The organism is Caballeronia temeraria (assembly GCF_001544795.2).
Taxonomy (GTDB): domain Bacteria; phylum Pseudomonadota; class Gammaproteobacteria; order Burkholderiales; family Burkholderiaceae; genus Caballeronia; species Caballeronia temeraria.
Map to the genome: position 1 here is coordinate 36,069 of NZ_FCOI02000011.1, position 18,859 is coordinate 54,927.

Annotated in this window: 17 protein-coding genes; 4 read left to right on the plus strand and 13 right to left on the minus strand. The window is 65.1% G+C overall.

Annotated features, from left to right (window positions below; translation table 11 throughout):
* Positions 1-5 precede the first annotated feature (5 nt).
* Positions 6-650 carry a TetR family transcriptional regulator gene (locus tag AWB76_RS17290; RefSeq protein ID WP_061161365.1) on the plus strand — a complete coding sequence of 215 codons (645 nt, stop codon included), beginning with the start codon at positions 6-8 and terminating at the stop codon, positions 648-650.
* 3 nt (positions 651-653) lie between these two features.
* Here AWB76_RS17290 and AWB76_RS17295 read toward each other — a convergent pair whose 3' ends face one another.
* From AWB76_RS17295 to AWB76_RS17320, 6 genes are all read right to left on the minus strand, one after another.
* Positions 654-1,445 (minus strand): SRPBCC family protein, encoded by a 792-nt coding sequence (locus AWB76_RS17295; protein WP_061161366.1) that lies wholly within the window; start codon positions 1,443-1,445, stop codon positions 654-656.
* A 74-nt stretch (positions 1,446-1,519) separates the two neighbouring features.
* A complete protein-coding gene (locus AWB76_RS17300) occupies positions 1,520-1,897 on the minus strand; it encodes a DUF427 domain-containing protein (protein ID WP_061161367.1) in 378 nt (125 codons plus the stop codon).
* A 146-nt stretch (positions 1,898-2,043) separates the two neighbouring features.
* Positions 2,044-2,526, minus strand: a complete 483-nt coding sequence (locus AWB76_RS17305) for a hypothetical protein (RefSeq protein ID WP_061161368.1) — start codon at positions 2,524-2,526, stop codon at positions 2,044-2,046.
* Between the two features lie 139 nt (positions 2,527-2,665).
* Positions 2,666-4,171 carry a DegQ family serine endoprotease gene (locus AWB76_RS17310; protein ID WP_061161369.1) on the minus strand — a complete coding sequence of 502 codons (1,506 nt, stop codon included), beginning with the start codon at positions 4,169-4,171 and terminating at the stop codon, positions 2,666-2,668.
* Between the two features lie 471 nt (positions 4,172-4,642).
* Complete coding sequence (locus AWB76_RS17315; protein WP_061161370.1) at positions 4,643-5,944, minus strand: ATP-binding protein; 1,302 nt, start codon at positions 5,942-5,944, stop codon at positions 4,643-4,645.
* Positions 5,944-6,606 carry a response regulator gene (locus tag AWB76_RS17320; RefSeq protein WP_061161371.1) on the minus strand — a complete coding sequence of 221 codons (663 nt, stop codon included), beginning with the start codon at positions 6,604-6,606 and terminating at the stop codon, positions 5,944-5,946. Before AWB76_RS17320 ends, AWB76_RS17315 begins: the two co-directional genes overlap by 1 nt.
* Positions 6,607-6,890: 284 nt before the next feature.
* Here AWB76_RS17320 and dacB point away from each other — a divergent pair, with 284 nt between their 5' ends.
* The 3 genes from dacB to AWB76_RS17335 all read left to right on the plus strand — a co-directional run bounded on the left by dacB (position 6,891) and on the right by AWB76_RS17335 (position 10,489).
* Positions 6,891-8,501 (plus strand): D-alanyl-D-alanine carboxypeptidase/D-alanyl-D-alanine endopeptidase, encoded by a 1,611-nt coding sequence (gene dacB / locus AWB76_RS17325; RefSeq protein WP_061161372.1) that lies wholly within the window; start codon positions 6,891-6,893, stop codon positions 8,499-8,501.
* A gap of 223 nt (positions 8,502-8,724) precedes the next feature.
* On the plus strand, positions 8,725-9,831 hold the full coding sequence (locus AWB76_RS17330) for an SGNH/GDSL hydrolase family protein (protein ID WP_061161373.1): 1,107 nt from the start codon (positions 8,725-8,727) through the stop codon (positions 9,829-9,831).
* 361 nt (positions 9,832-10,192) lie between these two features.
* Entirely contained in the window at positions 10,193-10,489 is a 297-nt protein-coding gene (locus tag AWB76_RS17335; RefSeq protein ID WP_061161374.1) for a HigA family addiction module antitoxin, read from the plus strand.
* Between the two features lie 205 nt (positions 10,490-10,694).
* Here AWB76_RS17335 and AWB76_RS17340 read toward each other — a convergent pair whose 3' ends face one another.
* The 7 genes from AWB76_RS17340 to AWB76_RS17370 all read right to left on the minus strand — a co-directional run bounded on the left by AWB76_RS17340 (position 10,695) and on the right by AWB76_RS17370 (position 18,805).
* Positions 10,695-11,726: an L-threonylcarbamoyladenylate synthase gene (locus tag AWB76_RS17340; RefSeq protein WP_061161375.1), complete on the minus strand. Its 1,032-nt coding sequence runs from the start codon at positions 11,724-11,726 to the stop codon at positions 10,695-10,697.
* Between the two features lie 20 nt (positions 11,727-11,746).
* Entirely contained in the window at positions 11,747-12,934 is a 1,188-nt protein-coding gene (locus AWB76_RS17345; protein WP_061161376.1) for a 5-(carboxyamino)imidazole ribonucleotide synthase, read from the minus strand.
* A gap of 46 nt (positions 12,935-12,980) precedes the next feature.
* Complete coding sequence (gene purE / locus AWB76_RS17350) at positions 12,981-13,493, minus strand: 5-(carboxyamino)imidazole ribonucleotide mutase (protein WP_061161377.1); 513 nt, start codon at positions 13,491-13,493, stop codon at positions 12,981-12,983.
* Between the two features lie 14 nt (positions 13,494-13,507).
* Positions 13,508-14,398 carry a phosphoribosylaminoimidazolesuccinocarboxamide synthase gene (locus tag AWB76_RS17355; RefSeq protein WP_061161517.1) on the minus strand — a complete coding sequence of 297 codons (891 nt, stop codon included), beginning with the start codon at positions 14,396-14,398 and terminating at the stop codon, positions 13,508-13,510.
* 136 nt (positions 14,399-14,534) lie between these two features.
* Complete coding sequence (fba, locus tag AWB76_RS17360; RefSeq protein WP_061161378.1) at positions 14,535-15,599, minus strand: class II fructose-bisphosphate aldolase; 1,065 nt, start codon at positions 15,597-15,599, stop codon at positions 14,535-14,537.
* Between the two features lie 208 nt (positions 15,600-15,807).
* Positions 15,808-17,244, minus strand: coding sequence for a pyruvate kinase (pyk, locus tag AWB76_RS17365; protein ID WP_061161518.1), 1,437 nt, complete (start codon positions 17,242-17,244; stop codon positions 15,808-15,810).
* 364 nt (positions 17,245-17,608) lie between these two features.
* A complete protein-coding gene (locus AWB76_RS17370; protein WP_061161379.1) occupies positions 17,609-18,805 on the minus strand; it encodes a phosphoglycerate kinase in 1,197 nt (398 codons plus the stop codon).
* Positions 18,806-18,859 lie beyond the last annotated feature (54 nt).

Consider the following 18,859-nt stretch of genomic DNA (forward strand, 5'->3'; position numbering starts at 1 on the left):
AGGATATGGTCAGACGAACCAAGGAAGAAGCGCAGGCAACGCGCAACCGCGTGCTCGACGCGGCCGAGCGCGTCTTCTACGAGAAAGGCGTGTCGCGCACGACGCTCGCGGACATCGCTCAGGCGGCGGGCGTCACGCGCGGCGCGATTTACTGGCATTTCGCCAACAAGGGCGATCTCTTCAACGCGATGTTCGACCGCAGCCTGCTGCCGCTCGACGAGCTCGTCGCGACCACGCTCGACGGCAAGGAAGAAGATCCGCTCGCGCGGCTGCAAGAGCTTTTCGTCTGGTGCATGCGCAATATCACGGCCGACGAGCAGCGCCGCCGCGTCTTCGACATCCTTTTCATGAAGTGCGAATTCGTCGAGGAAATGGGGCCGGTGCGCGAACGGCATCAGAACAATATGCGCGACGGCATGGAGCGCATCGAGCGCGCGCTGCGCAATGCCGTCGAAAAGAAGCAGCTTCCCGCGACGCTCGACACGAACCGCGCGACGGCCATGCTCCACTGTCTTTTCACCGGCATCCTGCACGATTCGCTGATGCTGCCGGACATCGTTCATCCGGAGCGCGACGCCGAAGCGCTCATCGACGCATGTTTCGACGCATTGCGTTGCAGCGCGTCGTTGTTGTTGCCGGCGGGCGAATAGCGTCTACCGCGCCCCGACCTGCTGCGCGAAATACGCGAACAGCGCGATACACACGAGCATCGCCGCCCACGCCCAGACGGGCAAGCCGAGCGGATGCGGATCGTGAGAGTGATCGCGGTCATGATGCCCGAACCCGTGTCCATGCAACCGATGCCGCAGCACGCCGCTCGCGTGGGCATCGGCGGAAGGCGTGCGCATCGCGCCCGGACGACGCGAGAACGCCGCCGACATCACGCCCGGCCGCAAAAACACATGGCGGCGGCCGGCGCTCTCGTCTGCCGCGCGCATCGACGGCAAACCGTGTTTCGCGCGCACCACTTCGCAGAACTCGGCGAAGAATTCGTCGGCGCCCTCGCGCAACGCGTTTTCGATCTGGCGCGCGGGCAAGCCGGCGAGCGGCCCTGACACCGTCGCCCAGACCGTGTATTCGATCCACGTCGACGCGCCGTCGTCGTCGGGATTGAGCGCAACCGCGATCTGACCGCGCAACGAGCCGACGCCCTCGCCGCGCGCTTTGAAGCTCAGCGTGCGTGCGTAGACGGCATTGTCGGATTCGATGGTGTCGTCTGGCTCATGCGCCGCCTGACGCGTGCGCCCCGCGGCGTGCGCGCGGATCTCGTAGCGCGCCCGCAGCGCGCCGAGCGGCACGATCAGCGTGAGGACATATTCGCCGCCGGGCGTGCGCGTGAACGATTCGCAATTGTCGAGGCTCGCGCGCAGCAGCGCGAGATCGGACAGCGCCTCCCGGACGTGCGCCGGATCGAGCGGAACGCACAACGCATCGGTGACTTCCATTCGAGCCTCCGGGACCAGGATCGCATGCGTTCGTTATGTCTGAGCGGACGTCGGGTGTCTGTTCGGCTGCGCGCCTATGAAGTTTCGTCGATGCGATCGACGCGCGAACCGTAAAACGCGAGATAGCCCTTGATTTTCACGGCGGCGTCGAGCGGTGCTTCGTAGCTCCACGCGGCGTTTTCGACCGGGCCGTCCTCGGTCAGCAGATGATAGTGCGTGGCCTCGCCCTTCATCGGGCAATGCGTAATGTGGATGGAGCGCTCCAGACGCGCCATGTTCACGTCCGCGCGCGGGAAATAATGCACTTTCTCCGCGCCCGCCTCGACGAGCGTGAGCGACGCGTGCGTGTCGGCGTAGGTCACGCCCTGATGGATCACGCGGCAGCGCCGACCGTTCGGCGTGATCTCGATGTGCTGCGCCGTTGCATGCCCGTCGTTCAGTTCCGTGCCCATCGTGCCGCGCCTCCCGCGTGAGAACCGACATCTCAAGAAAAAAGCCACGAGTCATCGAGTACCCGTGGCTTGATTATGAGACAAACTTCCGATGCTGCGTGAGTGCTTTCGAGATGGCCCGGGCGTTTCCCCTTCGACGCCCGCGCTTATTGAATGTTCCAGTGGAACGCCGCCTTGGCCTTGCCCGGCCCGGCGACCGTCACCGCCTGTTTTTTCTCCTGATCCTTGTACTTCGCGTAGACCGTGTAGCTGCCCGGCGGGAGCTTGACGAGCATGTACGGTCCCATTGCGTCCGTAGCGAGCACTTCGCCGCCCTTGCCGCCGACGATGCGCACATGCACATCCGCCAGATAGTCGGCCGTCGGACCGGTGAAACGCAGCGACAGCGGCCAGTGCGCCTGTTCGCGCAACAATGCGCGCGATTCGTCCAGGCCGACGCCGCCGGAGGTGTACGAAACGTCGCCTTGCTGCTGGATCTGCGGCAGGCCGCCGCCGTTGGTGTTGCCGGCGCTCGACGAATCCGTCGCCGTGCCGCCCGCCGTCTGCGCCCAAGCGCCGCCCGCCATGCCCGTGCCGACCGCCGCAACGAGAAGTGCGGCCATCAGCTTGCCCGTGGTTCTGCTCGTCATGTTTTCGCTCCTTTATCCGATGCCGCCGCGCCGTTCAACGCCGGCGACGTCACGCCCGATGCGCCGACACGACGCGATGGGGCACCGGGAACCACAGAGCATGGTTCGTGCCCGCATCGCACGTGCCGGCGCCCGCGCGTCAGCCGAGATCGACCGGAACGAAGATCTGCGCATCGTCGCGCTGGATCAAGAGCGCGATGCTGTCGCCGGCGTGCTGAACCATCGTCTTCAACTGCTGCACCGATGTCACCGCCTGGCCGTTCACGGCGAGGATCACGTCGCCCGCCTGGATGCCCGCGTTCGCCGCCGCGCCGCCCGCCTGCTGCACGAGCAGCCCGCGCGAGAGCGAGTCGTTCTGCCGCTCCTCCGGCGTGAGCGGACGCACCGCGACGCCGAGACGCGCATCCTGCGCCGAGCCGCCGTCGTCGCCGCTTGCGTTCGCGCTCGCGGTTTTCGCGTCCTTCAACGCGCCGATGGTCACGCTCAGATCCTTCGATCCCTTGTCGCGCCACACCGTCACCTTGGCGGACGTGCCCGGCGCGAGACCCGCGACCTGCGACGGCAGCGAGGTCGAATCCGCCACCGGCACGCCGTTGAGCGCGGTGATCACGTCGCCGGGTTGCAGGCCCGCTTTGGCTGCCGGTCCGCCCGGCTCGATCGAGCTGACGAGCGCGCCTTGCGGCGACTTCATGCCGAACGAATTGGCGAGCGTCTGGTTCATGCCCTGCACGGTCACGCCGAGACGGCCGCGATCCACGTGACCCGTCTTGATGAGCGCGTCCTTGACCTTGATCGCCTCGTTGATCGGGATGGCGAACGAAAGACCCTGGAAGCCGCCCGTCTGCGAATAGATCATCGAGTTGATGCCGATCACTTCGCCTTGCAGATTGAAGAGCGGTCCGCCCGAGTTGCCCGGGTTCACCGGCACGTCGGTCTGGATGAACGGAGTGTAGTTCTCGTTGGGCAGCGCGCGCGACTTCGCGCTGATGATGCCCGAGGTCACGGTGTTGTCGAAGCCGTACGGCGAACCGATCGCGACGACCCATTGCCCGACCTTGCTGCCGTTAGGATCGCCGATCTTCACGGTCGGCAGATCCTTCGCGTCGATCTTCAGCACGGCGACGTCCGACTGCTTGTCCGCGCCGATGACCTTCGCGCGGTACTCGCGCTTGTCCGTGAGCTTCACGGTGACGATGTTGGCGTTGTCGACGACGTGCGCGTTCGTCAGGATGTAGCCGTCGCTGCTGACGATGAAGCCCGAGCCGAGCCCTTCGCTCGGACGATCCGCGTTCGGGCCGCCATCGCCGCCGCCGAAGCCGGGCATGCCGCCGAAGCGCTTGAAGAACTGGTAGAAGGGATCGTCGGGGTCCATCGGGACCTGATTCATGTTGCGGCGATTCGACGTCTGCTTCACGACATGCTTCGCGCTGATGTTCACGACGGCAGGACCATAGGTCTCGACGAGACCGGAGAAATCGGGAACGCCTGTCTTGGCCGCAGCTTCGGCGGGCATCATGGCCGCCGCCTGCGCGGGCGCGATGACCTGCGGCGCGGGCACATTGTTGTGTCCTGCCACGTAGCCCGCCGACAAGGCAACGGCAACAGCCGCCGCAACGGCGCTGCGGGTGAGAATCTTTGCTTTCATCGTGTGCTCCTGACGAGGGGATGCGCTTTGCGAAGAGCGCGCTTTATCGATGGAGCAAGATTACGGGGTGTCGCTTAAACCGCTCTTAAAAAATGAAAAAGGGCGTCTGTTCTTGTGAACGGACGCCCCTGGCACTGCGATTTGCTGCTACTGCTACTGCTACTGCGACATCTACTTCTGCTTCGGCCTGCATACTGCTGGACTACGTGGAACGTTACTGCGTGACTACTACGACTGACTTCAATTTCCCTACTGCGGCTTACTTCTACTGCGATTGCTGCACTACATGAAACGTCCTGCATTACTTCGACACCTCAACCAACTTCAACCTTCTAACTTCAACCTTCTTATGACTGCTTGCTGGTCCAGAACCCTCAACCAACAGGGAAGATAGTAGCGATTGGACATGCACGATCGAAGTGGAAAAATCTGAAAGAAAGCGTCGCTAAAAGAAACGGTGCGAACGCGATATCAAAACGTGACGGAGACCTTCAATCCGCCCGCCTGCGATTCCCCGAGCGCGACCGCCGCGCCATTCTGGTCCGCGATGCGCTTGACGATCGCGAGCCCGAGACCGCTGCCCGACACATCCGTGCGCGGCCGATTCGCGCTTTCGCCCACGCGATAAAACCGGTCGAACACGCGTTCTCGTTCTTCTTCGGGAATGCCCGGCCCGCTATCGGAGATGTCGACGACAGGATGCCCCTCGTTCGCCCTCAGACACACATCCACGCGGCCGCCGCGCGGCGTGTACTTCGTCGCGTTATCGATGAGATTGTTGAACATCACGCGCAGCGAATCGGGATCGCCTTCGACGGTCGCGGGTTCGCTCGCCTCGATGCCCAGATCGACGCCGCGTTCCTGCGCCACCAGCACATAGCCGCGCACGCACGATTCGAGCAGCGCGGCGAGATCCACCGATGCCAAAGCCGCTTTGCCATCCGGCTCCGATCGCGCCAGCGCGAGCAGTTGCTCGGCGAGCCGCGTCGCGCGCGCGATGCCTTCGTGCAAGTCTTTCAGCGCCTCGCGCCTTGTTTCGTCGTCCTGCGCACGCGCGACGAGCTGCGCCTGAATCTGCACCGCCGCGAGCGGCGTGCGCAACTCGTGCGCGGCATCGGCGACGAAGGCCTTTTGCGTATCGAGCGCCGCCGCCAGCCGCGACAGCAGCGCATTCAGCGCGCGCACGACCGGCCGCACTTCCTGCGGCAGACGCCGGTCGGACAACGGATCGAGCGCTTCGGGATGACGCGTGTCGAGCGCGCGCGTCACGCGCTGCAACGGTGCGAGCCCGAGGCCGACAATCACCCAGATCGCGAGCCCGAGCAGCGGCAGGAGCAGCACGAGCGGCCACAACGTGCGCCACGCGACGCCCGCCGCGACGCGGTTTCTGATCGACAGCGGCTGCGCGAGCTGCACGACGTTATCGCCGACGATCGCGCTATATACGCGCCATTCGCCGCGCGGCGTCATTTCGGTGGAGAAGCCGAGTTCCGCGTGCGGCGCGAGCGGCACGCGCGGATGCGAGAAGTACATCAGCGCGCCGTTGCGATTCCAGATCTGGATGACGACGCCTTCATCGCTTTCGCTGCGCGAACTGAGCACCGACGAAAACGGCTCCGACGGCAACGCGGCCGCGATCTGCTGCAATTGGTAATCGAAGAGTTCGTTGGCCTCGGCGAGCGCCTGCCGATAGATGAGCCAGCCCGCAAAACCCACGCCGACGATCACGAGCGCGAGCAGCCAGATCAGCAATTGCCGGCGGATCGACCGCATCAGGCGTCCTTCGCGACCATGTAGCCGAGGCCGCGCACGTTGCGGATGAGATCGGCGCCGAGCTTCTTCCTCAGCGAATGGATATACACCTCGACGGTGTTGCTGCCGATTTCCTCGCCCCAGCCGTAGATTTTCTCTTCGAGCTGGCTCTTCGACAGCACCGCGCCGGGCCGCGCCATCAGCGCTTCGAGCAATGCGAACTCGCGCGCCGACAGCGACACGGGATTGCCCGCGAGCGTCACCTGATGCCCGACGGGATCGAGCGTCAGTTCGCCGTGCCGCACGAGCGATTCGCCGCGCCCCGCATGACGGCGGATCAGCGCCCGCATGCGCGCGCCGAGTTCGTCGAGATCGAAGGGCTTGACGAGGTAATCGTCCGCGCCGGCGTCGAGTCCTTTCACGCGATCCGCGATGGCGTCGCGCGCCGTCACGATCAGCACCGGCAGCGAATTGGCGCGGGCGCGCAAGGTCTTCAGCACGTCGAGGCCGTCGCGCTTGGGCAGGCCAAGATCGAGCAGCATCAGGTCGTAGGGCTCGCCCGAGACCGCGGTGAGCGCGGCCTCGCCGTCCTGCACCCAGTCGACTGCAAAGCCGTCCGCGCGCAGCGCACGGCGCACGCCTTCGGCGATCATCCGGTCATCTTCGACAAGCAGGATACGCATGGCACTCGTCTGTTCGTGGTTATGTGGGGCAGCCTGAGAGCCTTCCGGGCTTCGACCCATTGTAGCCGCGCGGGCTCGCCACAGGCTTAAACGGGACTTAACGGCGCGGATCGTCCACTTTCAGAGGACAACCGCGTTGTCGCGCCCGAAGCGCCGAGCGTGGCGGATTTTTGCCCGTACGATTTCCGCAAGCCAGCTTGTCTACAATAGCCGCTTCCCGCGCGGCGCGATTCCGTCCGGCCACGCGCCGCCGCTCGCTATTCAGCCCAGAACAACGCTCGTCCATGCCGCTCGCTTTTCGTTCCGCTTCTCGTTCCTTGCCTCGTCGAATTTCTTCGTTCGCGCTCGCCGCGGCCTTCGCCTGCGCCGCGCTCGGCCCTGCGCCCCACGCCTTTGCGCGCGGCGGCGGCTCGAAAGCCGATTCGCAGGGTCACGCGCCGCAGCGCGCGGCCATCGGCGGAGCGAAGTCCAAGTGCGCCAAGGCCGAACGCGCCGCGAAAGCGAGCGTGCCGGCCGGCCCGCTGCCCGCATCGGTGATGACGGCGCTCGCGCGCGCGCATGTCCCGCTTTCGTCGATGAGCGTGGTCGTGCAACGTGTCGGCGCGCCGGTGCCGCTCGTCTCGGTCAACGCGAATGAGCCGATGCTGCCCGCCTCGACGATGAAGCTCGTCACCACCTTCTCCGGCCTTTCGATCCTCGGCCCGGACTATCGCTGGAAGACGACCGCGTACGCCGACGGCCAGGTCGACGCGCAAGGCATCCTGCACGGCAATCTGTACATCCAGGGCACGGGCGATCCTAAGCTCGTGCCGGAAGAGCTGATCGATCTCGTCGATCAGATCCGCAAGAACGGCATCACGGGCATCGACGGCGCGCTCGTGCTCGACAAGCGCTACTTCGACGCGTCGACGCGCGATCTGCCCGCGTTCGACAACGACGACAGCGCGCCCTACAACGTCGGCCCCGATCCGCTGCTGTATGCGTTCAAGTCGCTCTCCTTCACGTTGACGCCGAGCGCGGACGGTCAGGTGTCCATCGACGTGCTGCCGCAGCTCGCGCAACTTCAGATCGACAACGAACTGCGCGTCACGCGCGGCGCGTGCGTCGGCTCGCTTTCGGCGGCGTCGCCGAGCGTCGCGCAGACGCAGGGCGGCTTCGTGCAGGCATCGTTCATCGGCGACTATCCGCTGCGGTGCGGCTCGCGCACGATCAACGTCGCGGCGCTCGATCATTCCACTTTCTTCGCGGGCGGCTTCCTCGCGCTCTGGAAGCAGGCGGGCGGCACGTTCCAGGGCGCGACGCGCGAAGGCCCGACGCCGTCGAATGCGCGGCTCGTGGGCACGCATCGGAGCCCGGTGCTGTCGGATGTGGTCCGCGACATCAACAAGTTCAGCAACAACGTGATGGCGCGCAACCTGTTTCTCACGATCGGCGCGGCGCAACTGAAACCGCCCGCGACGACGGCGAAATCCGCGTCGGCGATCCAGACGTTCCTTAAGCGCAGCGCCCTGCCGATGGACGGCCTCGTGCTCGACAACGGCTCGGGCCTGTCGCGCGACGAGCACATTTCCGCGACCTCGCTCGCCGATCTGCTGATGGCCGCGAATGCGAGTCCGGTCGCGCAGGTGTTCGTGGAATCGCTGCCGATCGCGGGCGTCGACGGCACGATGCGCAACCGTCTCACCAACGCGGGCGCGCTCGGCAATGCGCACATCAAGACGGGCACGCTGCGCGACGTGCGCGCGATCGCGGGCTATGTCGGCGCGGCGAACGGCGAGAGCTATGTCGTCGTGAGCTTCATCAACGATCCGCGCGCCGAGGCTGCGCGCGCCGCCCACGATGCGCTGCTCGAATGGATTTACGAAGGCGCGCGCCGACCGGGCGCGGAGGACTGAACGGGCACGGGGAATCGGTCGGCACCGAAGATTTCTTCTACGAAGTCGCGTTCGGAATGACGCGCCGCGCGTGTACGCTGTCGGGCACGGCGCTCGGCCGGAAGCTTCGCGCGTCAGGACGGACGCGCGGCATCGCTTAAACTCGCAACTGGCGGCACGAAGACCGCGACGCGGTCGGACGCCGTAATCAAACTAGAAAACAGGTAAGTAGGGAGACGAGGTCATGAAGAAGCAACGCTCGACGCGCGCCGCACTGGTGCGCTTTGCCCAAGTCGCGACGGCCAGCGCGGCCTTTGCCCTGATCGCCGCGTGCGGCGGCGGCGGCGATGACAACAATTCCACGCCCGCGGGCGGCGTGAAACTGCAAGTAGTGTCGTTCGGCGACAGTCTTTCCGATGTCGGCACATATGCGCCGGTCGCGGCCGCGAACTTCGGCGGCGGGCGATTCACGACGAATCCGGGTCAGGTCTGGGTGCAGAACGTCGCGCAGTATTACGGCGATACGCTCACGCCGGCGATGACGGGCGGATTTGGCGTGGCGCCGCAGACGCAATCGGGTTTGGGTTATGCGCAGGGCGGCTCGCTGGTGACGAATCCGATCGGCATCAATCACGTGTCGAACGATCCGGCGAACTACACGGGCGCATTGACGGTGCCGATCGTGCAACAGGTGACGAACTATCTCACCTCACACGGCAGCTTCAATTCGGGGCAGCTCGTGATCGTCAATGGCGGCGGCAACGATATTCTCTATAACTTCCAGCTGGCCGTGGCCGGCGCGATCACGCCTGCTCAGGCGAGTGCGGCGATCGGCAAGGCGGCGATCGATCTGGCGGGCGTGATCGGCAAGATCGTGCAGAGCGGCGCGACGCATGTGCTGGTGTCGAACGTGCCGGACATCGGCACGACGCCGCAAGGCATGATGGTTTCGGCGGCGAACCGTGCGTTGCTCACGCAGGCATCGCTGGGCTTCAACCAGGCGCTTGCGGCGGCGTTGACGCAAAGCGGGCTGATGTCGAAAGTGATCTATCTCGACATCGTGCCGGTGCTCGCCAATGTCACGGCGAATTTTGCGCAGTTCGGCTTCACGGTGTCGAACACCGGAACGGCTTGTAACCTGCAGGCGATGGCGGCGGCGGCGCAGAAGTTCGGCGAGCCGAATCCGCAGGCGTTCGCGACTTCGCTGTTCTGCTCGCCCGAGACGCTGACCGTTGCGGGCGCTGATCAGACGTATATGTATGCGGACACCGTGCATCCGACGACGCATCTCGGAGCGCTCTACGCGCAGGCGGCGGAGCAGGTCGTGGCGAAGTCGGGGTTGGGGAAGTAAGGGGTCTGATTTAACGATGGAAAAAGCCGCTCGGTCGAGGAATCGCCGGGCGGTTTTTGTTTGACGTCGCGCAAGGTCGATCTCCGCCCGCGGGGGAATCCTCGCCGCGTCGCTCCGCTTCGCTGCGCGCCACGTCGACCGCTCAAGCCGGCGGCTGGGACGGCCATCGGATCGACGAGTGTCGAAACCGCACCGCCGGATAGCCAGCCATGAGAGGAGGCGATCGGGGTGCGTGGATGCCACTTCCAGCCGTTTCCGGGCTGCTGAAGCGGTCGCGAGACTTTCAGAAAGGCAAAAACTGAGCCGCCCGATAGCTCGACGGCTGGAAAAGGCGCGTGTTGAATTTGCGTGGAGATGCAGAATGACTCAAATGTTTAGCCCGCCTCACCCGGGCGCAACGCTTCGGGAGGACGTACTCCCGGAGCTCCATTTAACGGTGACTCAGGCGGCCGAGCAGCTCGGCGTAACGCGCGTCGCGCTGTCGCGCGTGTTGAACGAGCACGCTGGTATCTCGCCGGAAATGGCCCTTCGGATCGAGGGCTGGCTCGGCGTGGAGAACGGCGGCCGCGCGGATCTCTGGCTGGCTCAACAGACGGCCTACGACCTCTGGCAGGCACGCTCAAAGGGCATGCCGAAGGTCGAACGCGTTCACGCGTAACCGTCATCCATCACATCGGGGGCGCCGCGCGCGCCCTTTTTGGTGTATCTCCGCGCACGCGGAGGAACCCTGCTCACGGCTCGATTCCAAAAGACCACGTCGGGTCTATCTCCGCACACGCGGAGCAACCCCTAGATCATAACCCTTTGACCCAAAAGCAAAATCCCCACAACCCATCTTCACAAATCGGCGCGAAAACCCGCCTTCACTCCTCCGCTTCAAACGCGGCCGCCGCCCGTCCAAGCCTGTCGTTAACCGCGATCCACTCCACCGTCTCCGGCAGCTTCTCGATCAGAATCCGTTCGACATTCGCCCGATCCAGCGCCCGCAGCAACCCATAAAGATCCCGCGCATAACTCTGCGGATCCTCCGGCGCCGCCACAAAATGCACATTCGCCGCATGCGCCCACTCGCCCGCGCTCGACGCCCGCGCAACCAGCGCAACCTTCTTCCCGCTCGCCCGATCCTGCGCCGATAGCAGCGGCGCGATCAACGCAAACGGCAACAGCGCCAACGGCGTGCGCGGCGCGTAATGCGCCTTCAGCGTGCCCGATGCGCGCGGCGCCGTCGCATCCGATCCATCCGGCAACGTCGGCGCCACGCCGATCACATCCGCGATCTGCTGCGGACTCACATGCCCCGGCCGCAACAGCGCCGGAAAACCACGCGACAAATCCAGAATCGTCGATTCGATGCCGACATCCGCCGCGCCGCCATCGACCACGTGCACGGCGTTGCCGAACTCCTCGCGCACGTGTTGCGCGGTCGTCGGACTGACATGGCCGAAACGATTCGCCGACGGTCCCGCGACGCCGCCCTGCTTGCCCGTCCCCATCCGCCGCCGATGAAACGCCGACAACAACTGCTGCGCCACCGGATGCGACGGACACCGCACGCCCACCGAATCCTGCCCGCCGCTCACCGCCGCCGGAATATGCGCGGCGCGCTTCAGAATCAGCGTCAACGGGCCGGGCCAGAAGGCATCGATGAGCTTTTGCGCATCGGCGGGCAACTCGCGGACCCAATAGCCCGGATCGGCTTCGGGCGCGAGATGCACGATCACCGGATGATTCGCCGGCCGCCCCTTCGCCGCATAAATACGCGCGATGGCATCGGGATTCTCGGCGTCGCCGCCAAGCCCATAAACGGTCTCGGTCGGAAACGCGACGAGTTCGCCGGCATCGAGCAGGGCCGCGGCTTCGTCGATCTGCGCGGCGCTCGGATAGATGATGGTCATTGCTTCTACTACGAAATAACTCAGTCGAGCGAGATATGCAGCATGCGCGCGCAGTCACGCGCCGCCGTGCGCGCTTCTTCGAGCGTCGCCGCCGTGAAATTGATGTGGCCCATCTTGCGGCCCCGGCGCGCCTCTTCCTTGCCGTACAGATGCAGGCGCGCAGCCGGCATCGCCGCGACTTCGGCCCACGCGGGCGCGCGCGCCTTGGCGCCATCGAACCAGATATCGCCGAGCAGATTCAGCATCGCGGCCGGCGAATGCTGACGCGTGTCGCCGAGCGGCATGCCGGTCATCGCGCGCACCTGCTGCTCGAATTGACTGGTGGCGCAGGCATCGACCGTGTAATGCCCGGAATTGTGCGGGCGCGGCGCCATTTCATTCGCGATGAGCGAGCCATCTTCCAGCACGAAGAATTCGACGCACAGCACGCCGACATAACCGAGCTTCGCGGCGATGGTCAGCGCGGCGTCCTGCGCCTGCGCGACGAGCGCATCCGATGCATCCGGGGCGGGCACGACCGTCTTCGCGAGAATGCCGTTCACGTGCACGTTCTGCGCGAGCGGAAACACCGCCGATTTGCCGTCGCCGCCGCGCGCGATCAGCACCGACACTTCGTACTTCAACGGCATGCGCTTTTCCAGCACGCACGGCACGCCCGCGAGCGACGCATGCGCGTTGCGCACTTCCGCGACGTTGCGCACGCTGACCTGGCCCTTGCCGTCGTAACCCAGACGCGCGGTCTTGAGAATGCCCGGCAAGACGGCGGCGATCTTCTCGTCGGGCAACGCGGCGAGCGCTTCCGTCGATTCGATCACGACATGCGGCGCGACCGGCACGCCCGATTCCGCGATGAAACGCTTCTCCGCGACGCGATCCTGCGCGATCGCCACGCAGCTCGCCGCCGGACTCACGAACGTGCACGACGCGAGAAATTCGAGGCTCGCGGACGGCACGTTCTCGAATTCCGTCGATACCGCCGCGCACAGGCGGCCGAGCTCGGTGAGCGCGGCCTTGTCGTCATAGGCGGCGCGGATGTGGCGATCCGCGACGGCGCCCGCGGGGCTCGTCTCGTCGGGATCGAGGACGGCGACGCGATAGCCCATCGACTGCGCGGCGAAGCAGAACATGCGGCCGAGCTGGCCGCCGCCGACCATGCCGAGCCAGGCGCCCGGCAGGATGGGAGAAATCGGGGAGTTTTGTGGGTTCATCGTGGCTGAACGTGGGCTACGTGGCGAGTTGGGATCACCGCAGGAATTACAGCGGCGGCAGCGTCATGTCCCGCGCCGCCTGATTCTGCTTCACGCGGAAAGCGGCGAGCGCATCGGCGAACTTCGCATCGGTTGCGCTCAGCATCGATACCGCGAAGAGCGCCGCGTTCGCCGCGCCCGCCTCGCCGATGGCGAACGTCGCGACCGGCACGCCCTTGGGCATCTGCACGATCGAATGCAACGAATCGACGCCCTTCAGATACTTGCTCGCCACCGGCACGCCGAGCACCGGCAGCGTGGTCTTCGCGGCCAGCATGCCCGGCAGATGCGCCGCGCCGCCCGCACCCGCGATGATCGCCCGCACGCCGCGCTCGCGCGCGCTTTCCGCGTAGGCGAACATCTCGTCCGGCATCCGATGCGCCGAGACGACCTTCGCCTCGTACGGCACGCCGAATTCCTGCAGCATCGCGACGGCATGCTTCATCACGTCCCAGTCGGAGCTGGAGCCCATCAACACGCCGACGAGCGGCGCTTCGTTTTTGTGTGCTTCGTTCGTCATCGGTTCGAATCCCTTCAGTCGAGCGTCTTGCCCGTGAGACGCTGCAACGCCTCCTGATACTTCTCCGACGTCTTCGCGATCACGTCGTCCGGCAGCTTCGGCGCGGGCGGCTCCTTCTTCCACGGCTGGGTTTCGAGCCAGTCGCGCACGAACTGCTTGTCGAAGGACGGCGGATTCGTGCCGACCTGATAGCCATCGGCGGGCCAGAAGCGCGACGAATCGGCGGTCAGCACTTCGTCCATCAGATACAGATCGCCCTTGTTGTCGAGACCGAACTCGAACTTCGTATCCGCGATGATGATGCCGCGCGTCGCCGCGTACTCGGCCGCTTCCTTGTACAACTGGATGGAAATGCGCTTGATCGTCGCGGAAAGCTCCGTGCCGATGCGCCGTTCCATCTCATCGTAGGTGATGTTTTCGTCGTGATGGCCCATTTCGGCCTTGGCTGCCGGCGTGAAGATCGGCTCGGGCAGCTTCTGCGCGTTCTGCAGGCCCGGCGGCAGTTCGACGCCGCATACCGCGCCCGTCGCCTGATAGTCTTTCCAGCCGCTTCCTGCGAGATAGCCGCGCACCACGGCTTCGACGAGAATCGGTTCCAGACGCTTCACGACGACCGCGCGGCCTTTCACCTGCTCGACTTCGTCGGCGGCGACGACGGTTGCCGGATCGACGCCCGTGTTGTGGTTCGGCACGATATGGCCGAGCTTTTCGAACCAGAAATCGGCCATCGTGTTCAGCACGCGGCCCTTGTTCGGAATCGGTTCGCCCATGACGACATCGAATGCGGAAAGGCGGTCGGTCGTCACGATCAGGAGCTTGTCCTGACCGACTGCGTAGTTGTCGCGGACCTTGCCGCGGCCGAGCAGCGGCAGCGATTTGATCGTGGATTCGTATAGCGTGGACATCGTCATGTACCGAAGAAGGGCTGAAATGATGAACCCCGCGCCTCGGTCACGAAGCGCGGGGAAAGAAACGCGAACGGGTTCCGAACCCGGAACCCGTTGATTTTACTTTACAAAACCGGCCAGATTCAGATCAGTCTCATTTCACGATCTGAGCAAGCGCGCCGGACTTGTACTTTTCGGCGATCTTGTCGAGCGAAACCGGCTTGATCTTGCCGGCCATGCCCTCGCAGCCGAACTGCATGTAGCGCTGGCGGCAGATTTCCTTCGCCGCTTCGCGCGCGGGCTTCAGGTAGTCGCGCGGATCGAACTTCGACGGATTCTCGAACAGATAGCGGCGGATCGCACCGGTGATCGCGAGGCGCAAGTCCGTATCGATATTCACCTTGCGCACGCCGTGCTTGATGCCTTCCTGAATCTCTTCGACCGGCACGCCGTAGGTTTCCTTCATGTCGCCGCCGAATTCGCGGATTTCAGCCAGCAACTCCTGCGGCACCGACGACGAACCGTGCATCACGAGGTGCGTGTTCGGAATGCGCTGGTGAATTTCCTTGATGCGGTCGATGGCGAGGATATCGCCCGTCGGCTTCTTGGAGAACTTGTACGCGCCGTGCGACGTGCCGATGGCGATCGCGAGCGCATCGCACTGCGTCTGCTTGACGAAATCGGCGGCCTGCTCGACGTCGGTGAGCAGTTGCTCGCGCGTCATCGTGCCTTCGGCGCCGTGGCCGTCTTCCTTGTCGCCCTTCATGGTTTCGAGCGAGCCGAGCACGCCCAGCTCCGCCTCGACCGTGACGCCGATCGAATGCGAAAACTCCACGACCTGCTTCGACACCGCGACGTTGTACTCGTAAGACGCGACCGTCTTGCCGTCGGCTTCGAGCGAGCCGTCCATCATGACGCTGGTGAAGCCCGAGCGGATCGCGGCCATGCACACCGCGGGCGACTGACCGTGATCCTGATGCATCACGACCGGAATATGCGGATACGACTCGACCGCCGCTTCGATCAGATGACGCAGGAACGCTTCGCCCGCGTACTTACGCGCGCCGGCGGACGCCTGCATGATGACGGGCGCATTGACTTCGTGCGCCGCCTGCATGATTGCCTGCACCTGTTCGAGATTGTTGACGTTGAACGCCGGGAGGCCGTAACCGTTTTCCGCAGCGTGATCCAGCAGTTGACGCATTGATACGAGAGGCATTGTGATGAGACTCCATAAGTGAAACGAATTCTGCAGCGCGCTCGATTCCGCTCTCGGGCGGTTTTCGGCTTTTAGAGCATCGACTGACGAAAACAGCTTCGTCGTCTTGCGCGCTCAATGGCGCGAGCGCCGCTGCTGGCACGGCGCTCGCCCCGGACTTGCGGAAAAAACGCGCGGTGCTTGACCGCGCAGCGTTCTCAAAAACCGCTTAAAAGTGATCGCCCACGCGCACGATCTTCAGCGTGTTGGTGCCGCCCGCCTGGCCCATCGGCTCGCCGACGGTCAGCACGACCATGTCGCCGCGCGCCGCGTAACCCTTCGACACGACCGCTTCCAGCGCCTGATTCAGCGCGGCGTCGCGATCCATGTTGGTGTCGACGTGCAGCGGCGTCACGTTGCGGTACAGCGACATCGTGCGTTCGCTGGACACGCGCGGCGTCAGCGCGAAGATCGGCACGTGGCTCCAGTGACGCGACATCCACAGCGCGGTCGAGCCGGATTCCGTCAACGCGACGACGGCCTTCGCGCCCAGGTGATACGCGGTGAAGAGCGCGCCCATGGCGATGGACTGGTCGATGCGCGTGAACGTGCGGTCCAGAAAATCGCGATCGAGCTGCGACTCTTCCGACTTCTCGGCTTCGATACACACGGCCGCCATCGTCTCGATGGTCGTCACCGGATACTTGCCGGCGGCGGTTTCGGCGGAGAGCATCACGGCGTCGGTGCCGTCGAGCACGGCGTTCGCGACGTCGGACACTTCGGCGCGCGTCGGCACGGGCGCGTGGATCATCGATTCCATCATCTGCGTGGCGGTGATCACGAGCTTGTTCGACTCGCGCGCCATGCGGATCATGCGCTTTTGCAGCGCCGGCACCGCCGCGTTGCCCACTTCCACCGCGAGATCGCCGCGCGCGACCATGATGCCGTCCGACGCGTCGAGAATGCCCTGCAGCGCCGGAATGGCTTCCGCGCGCTCGATCTTCGCGATCATCTTCGGCTTGATGCCGTACGGCGCGCCCGCGATGTTGGCCAGTTGCCGCGCCATTTCCATGTCGGTCGCGTTCTTCGGGAACGACACCGCGACGAAATCCGCGCCGAGCGACATCGCCGTCTTGATGTCCTCCATGTCCTTCTCGGTCAGCGCGGGCGCGGTGAGGCCGCCGCCTTGGCGGTTGATGCCCTTGTTGTTCGAGAGCTCGCCGCCGACCTTCACCGTCGTGTGAATCTCTTCGCCGATCACGCGCACCACGTCGAGCACGATGAGACCGTCGTTGAGCAGGAGCACGTCGCCCGCGCGCAGATCGCGCGGCAGATCCTTGTAGTCGAGACCGCAACGCTCGTTGTTGCCGAGCGTGCAGTTCGCGTCGAGGATGAACGGATTGCCCGCGACGAGCATCGTCTTGTTGTTCTCGAACTTGCCGACGCGGATCTTCGGGCCTTGCAGATCCGCCATGATCGCGACTTCGCGGCCCACCTGACGCGCCGCCTCGCGAACCATTTCGGCGCGCTGGCGATGATCGTCGGCGGTGCCGTGCGAGAAGTTGAAGCGGACGACGTCGAGGCCCGCCTGCAGCATTTGCAGCAGGATGTCCGGACTCGTGGAAGCCGGGCCGATGGTGGCAACAATCTTGGTAGCGCGATGCATGTCTTTCCTCGTCTCTGTAGGAACGCCCGTGTTGAGGCTGCGAGCACGTTGCGCTTGCAGTGAGGTATTGCTCACCGGTTGCGCGCGCGCGCCGGATCGTGCCGGCGTCGCTTTGTCGATATCTTTCAGGGCATGGGCGGGCACGCCGCCAATGATGACCGGAGGCGTGGCCGGCACGGCGGCCTCGCCCTCGGATGATGCTGTTTCTGGTTGAGCCGCTTCCGCGATCACCAACGCTGCTTCAGCGGCGGCGTCGAGCGCGCCGCTGTCGATCACGTCCTGCGTCACATCGTCTTGCGCGCCGCCGGCTGCTTGCGCGCCCTTCTTCCCTGCTTTCGCCGGATTGCCTCGGGCCGCCAACGCCTCAAGCCCCGGCGCGCGATTCGAGCACTTCGACCGCGGGCAGCGTCTTGCCTTCCAGGAATTCGAGGAACGCGCCGCCGCCGGTCGAGATGTAGCTCACCTTGTCGGCGATGTCGTACTTCGCGATGGCCGCGAGCGTGTCGCCGCCGCCGGCGATCGAGAACGCCGACGAATTGGCGATGGCTTGCGCGAGCGTCTTCGTGCCGTTGCCGAACTGGTCGAACTCGAACACGCCGACCGGGCCGTTCCACACGATCGTGCCGGCCGTTTCCAGTTGCGCGGCGAGCGCCTTGGCGGTGTCCGGACCGATGTCGAGGATCAGGTCGTCGTCGGCGACATCGGCGACGGGCTTGGTCTCGGCCTTCGCGGTCGCGGCGAATTCCTTGGCGGTGACGACATCGCTCGGAATCGGCACCGATGCGCCGCGCGTGCGCGCCGCGTCGATGATCTCCTTCGCTCCGCCGACGAGATCGGCTTCGGCCAGCGACTTGCCGATCTCGAGATCCGACGCCAGCATGAACGTATTGGCGATGCCGCCGCCGACGATCAGCTGATCGACCTTCTCGGCCAGCGACTTGAGGATGGTGAGCTTGGTCGACACCTTCGAGCCCGCGACGATCGCGACGAGCGGACGCTTCGGGTTGCCGAGCGCACGGCCGAGCGCGTCGAGTTCGGCGGCGAGCAGCGGGCCGGCGCACGCGACCGGCGCGTACTTCGCGATGCCGTGCGTCGTGGCTTCGGCGCGGTGCGCGGTGCCGAATGCGTCGTTCACGTAGACGTCGCAGAGCTTCGCCATTTTCTGCGCGAGGCCGTCGTCGTTCTTCTTCTCGCCCTTGTTGCAGCGGCAATTTTCCAGCAGCACGACATTGCCCGGCTGGACCTGGACGCCATCGACCCAGTCGGCGACGAGCGGCACGTCGCGGCCGAGCAGCTCGGACAGACGCTTCGCGACCGGCGCGAGCGAGTCTTCCGGCTTGAACTGGCCTTCGGTCGGACGGCCGAGGTGCGACGTGACCATCACGGCCGCGCCTGCGTCGAGCGCCGCCTTGATCGCCGGGACCGAGGCGCGCACGCGCGTATCTTCGGTGATGTTGCCGTCATCGTCTTGCGGCACGTTGAGATCCGCGCGGATGAACACACGCTTGCCGGAGACTTTGCCTTCGGCGATCAGATCGGTGAAACGCAGTACTTTCGTCATGGGAGTCAACGTAGATAAAGAAGCGGTTCGGGCGGGAACGGCCGTCGGGGCGGG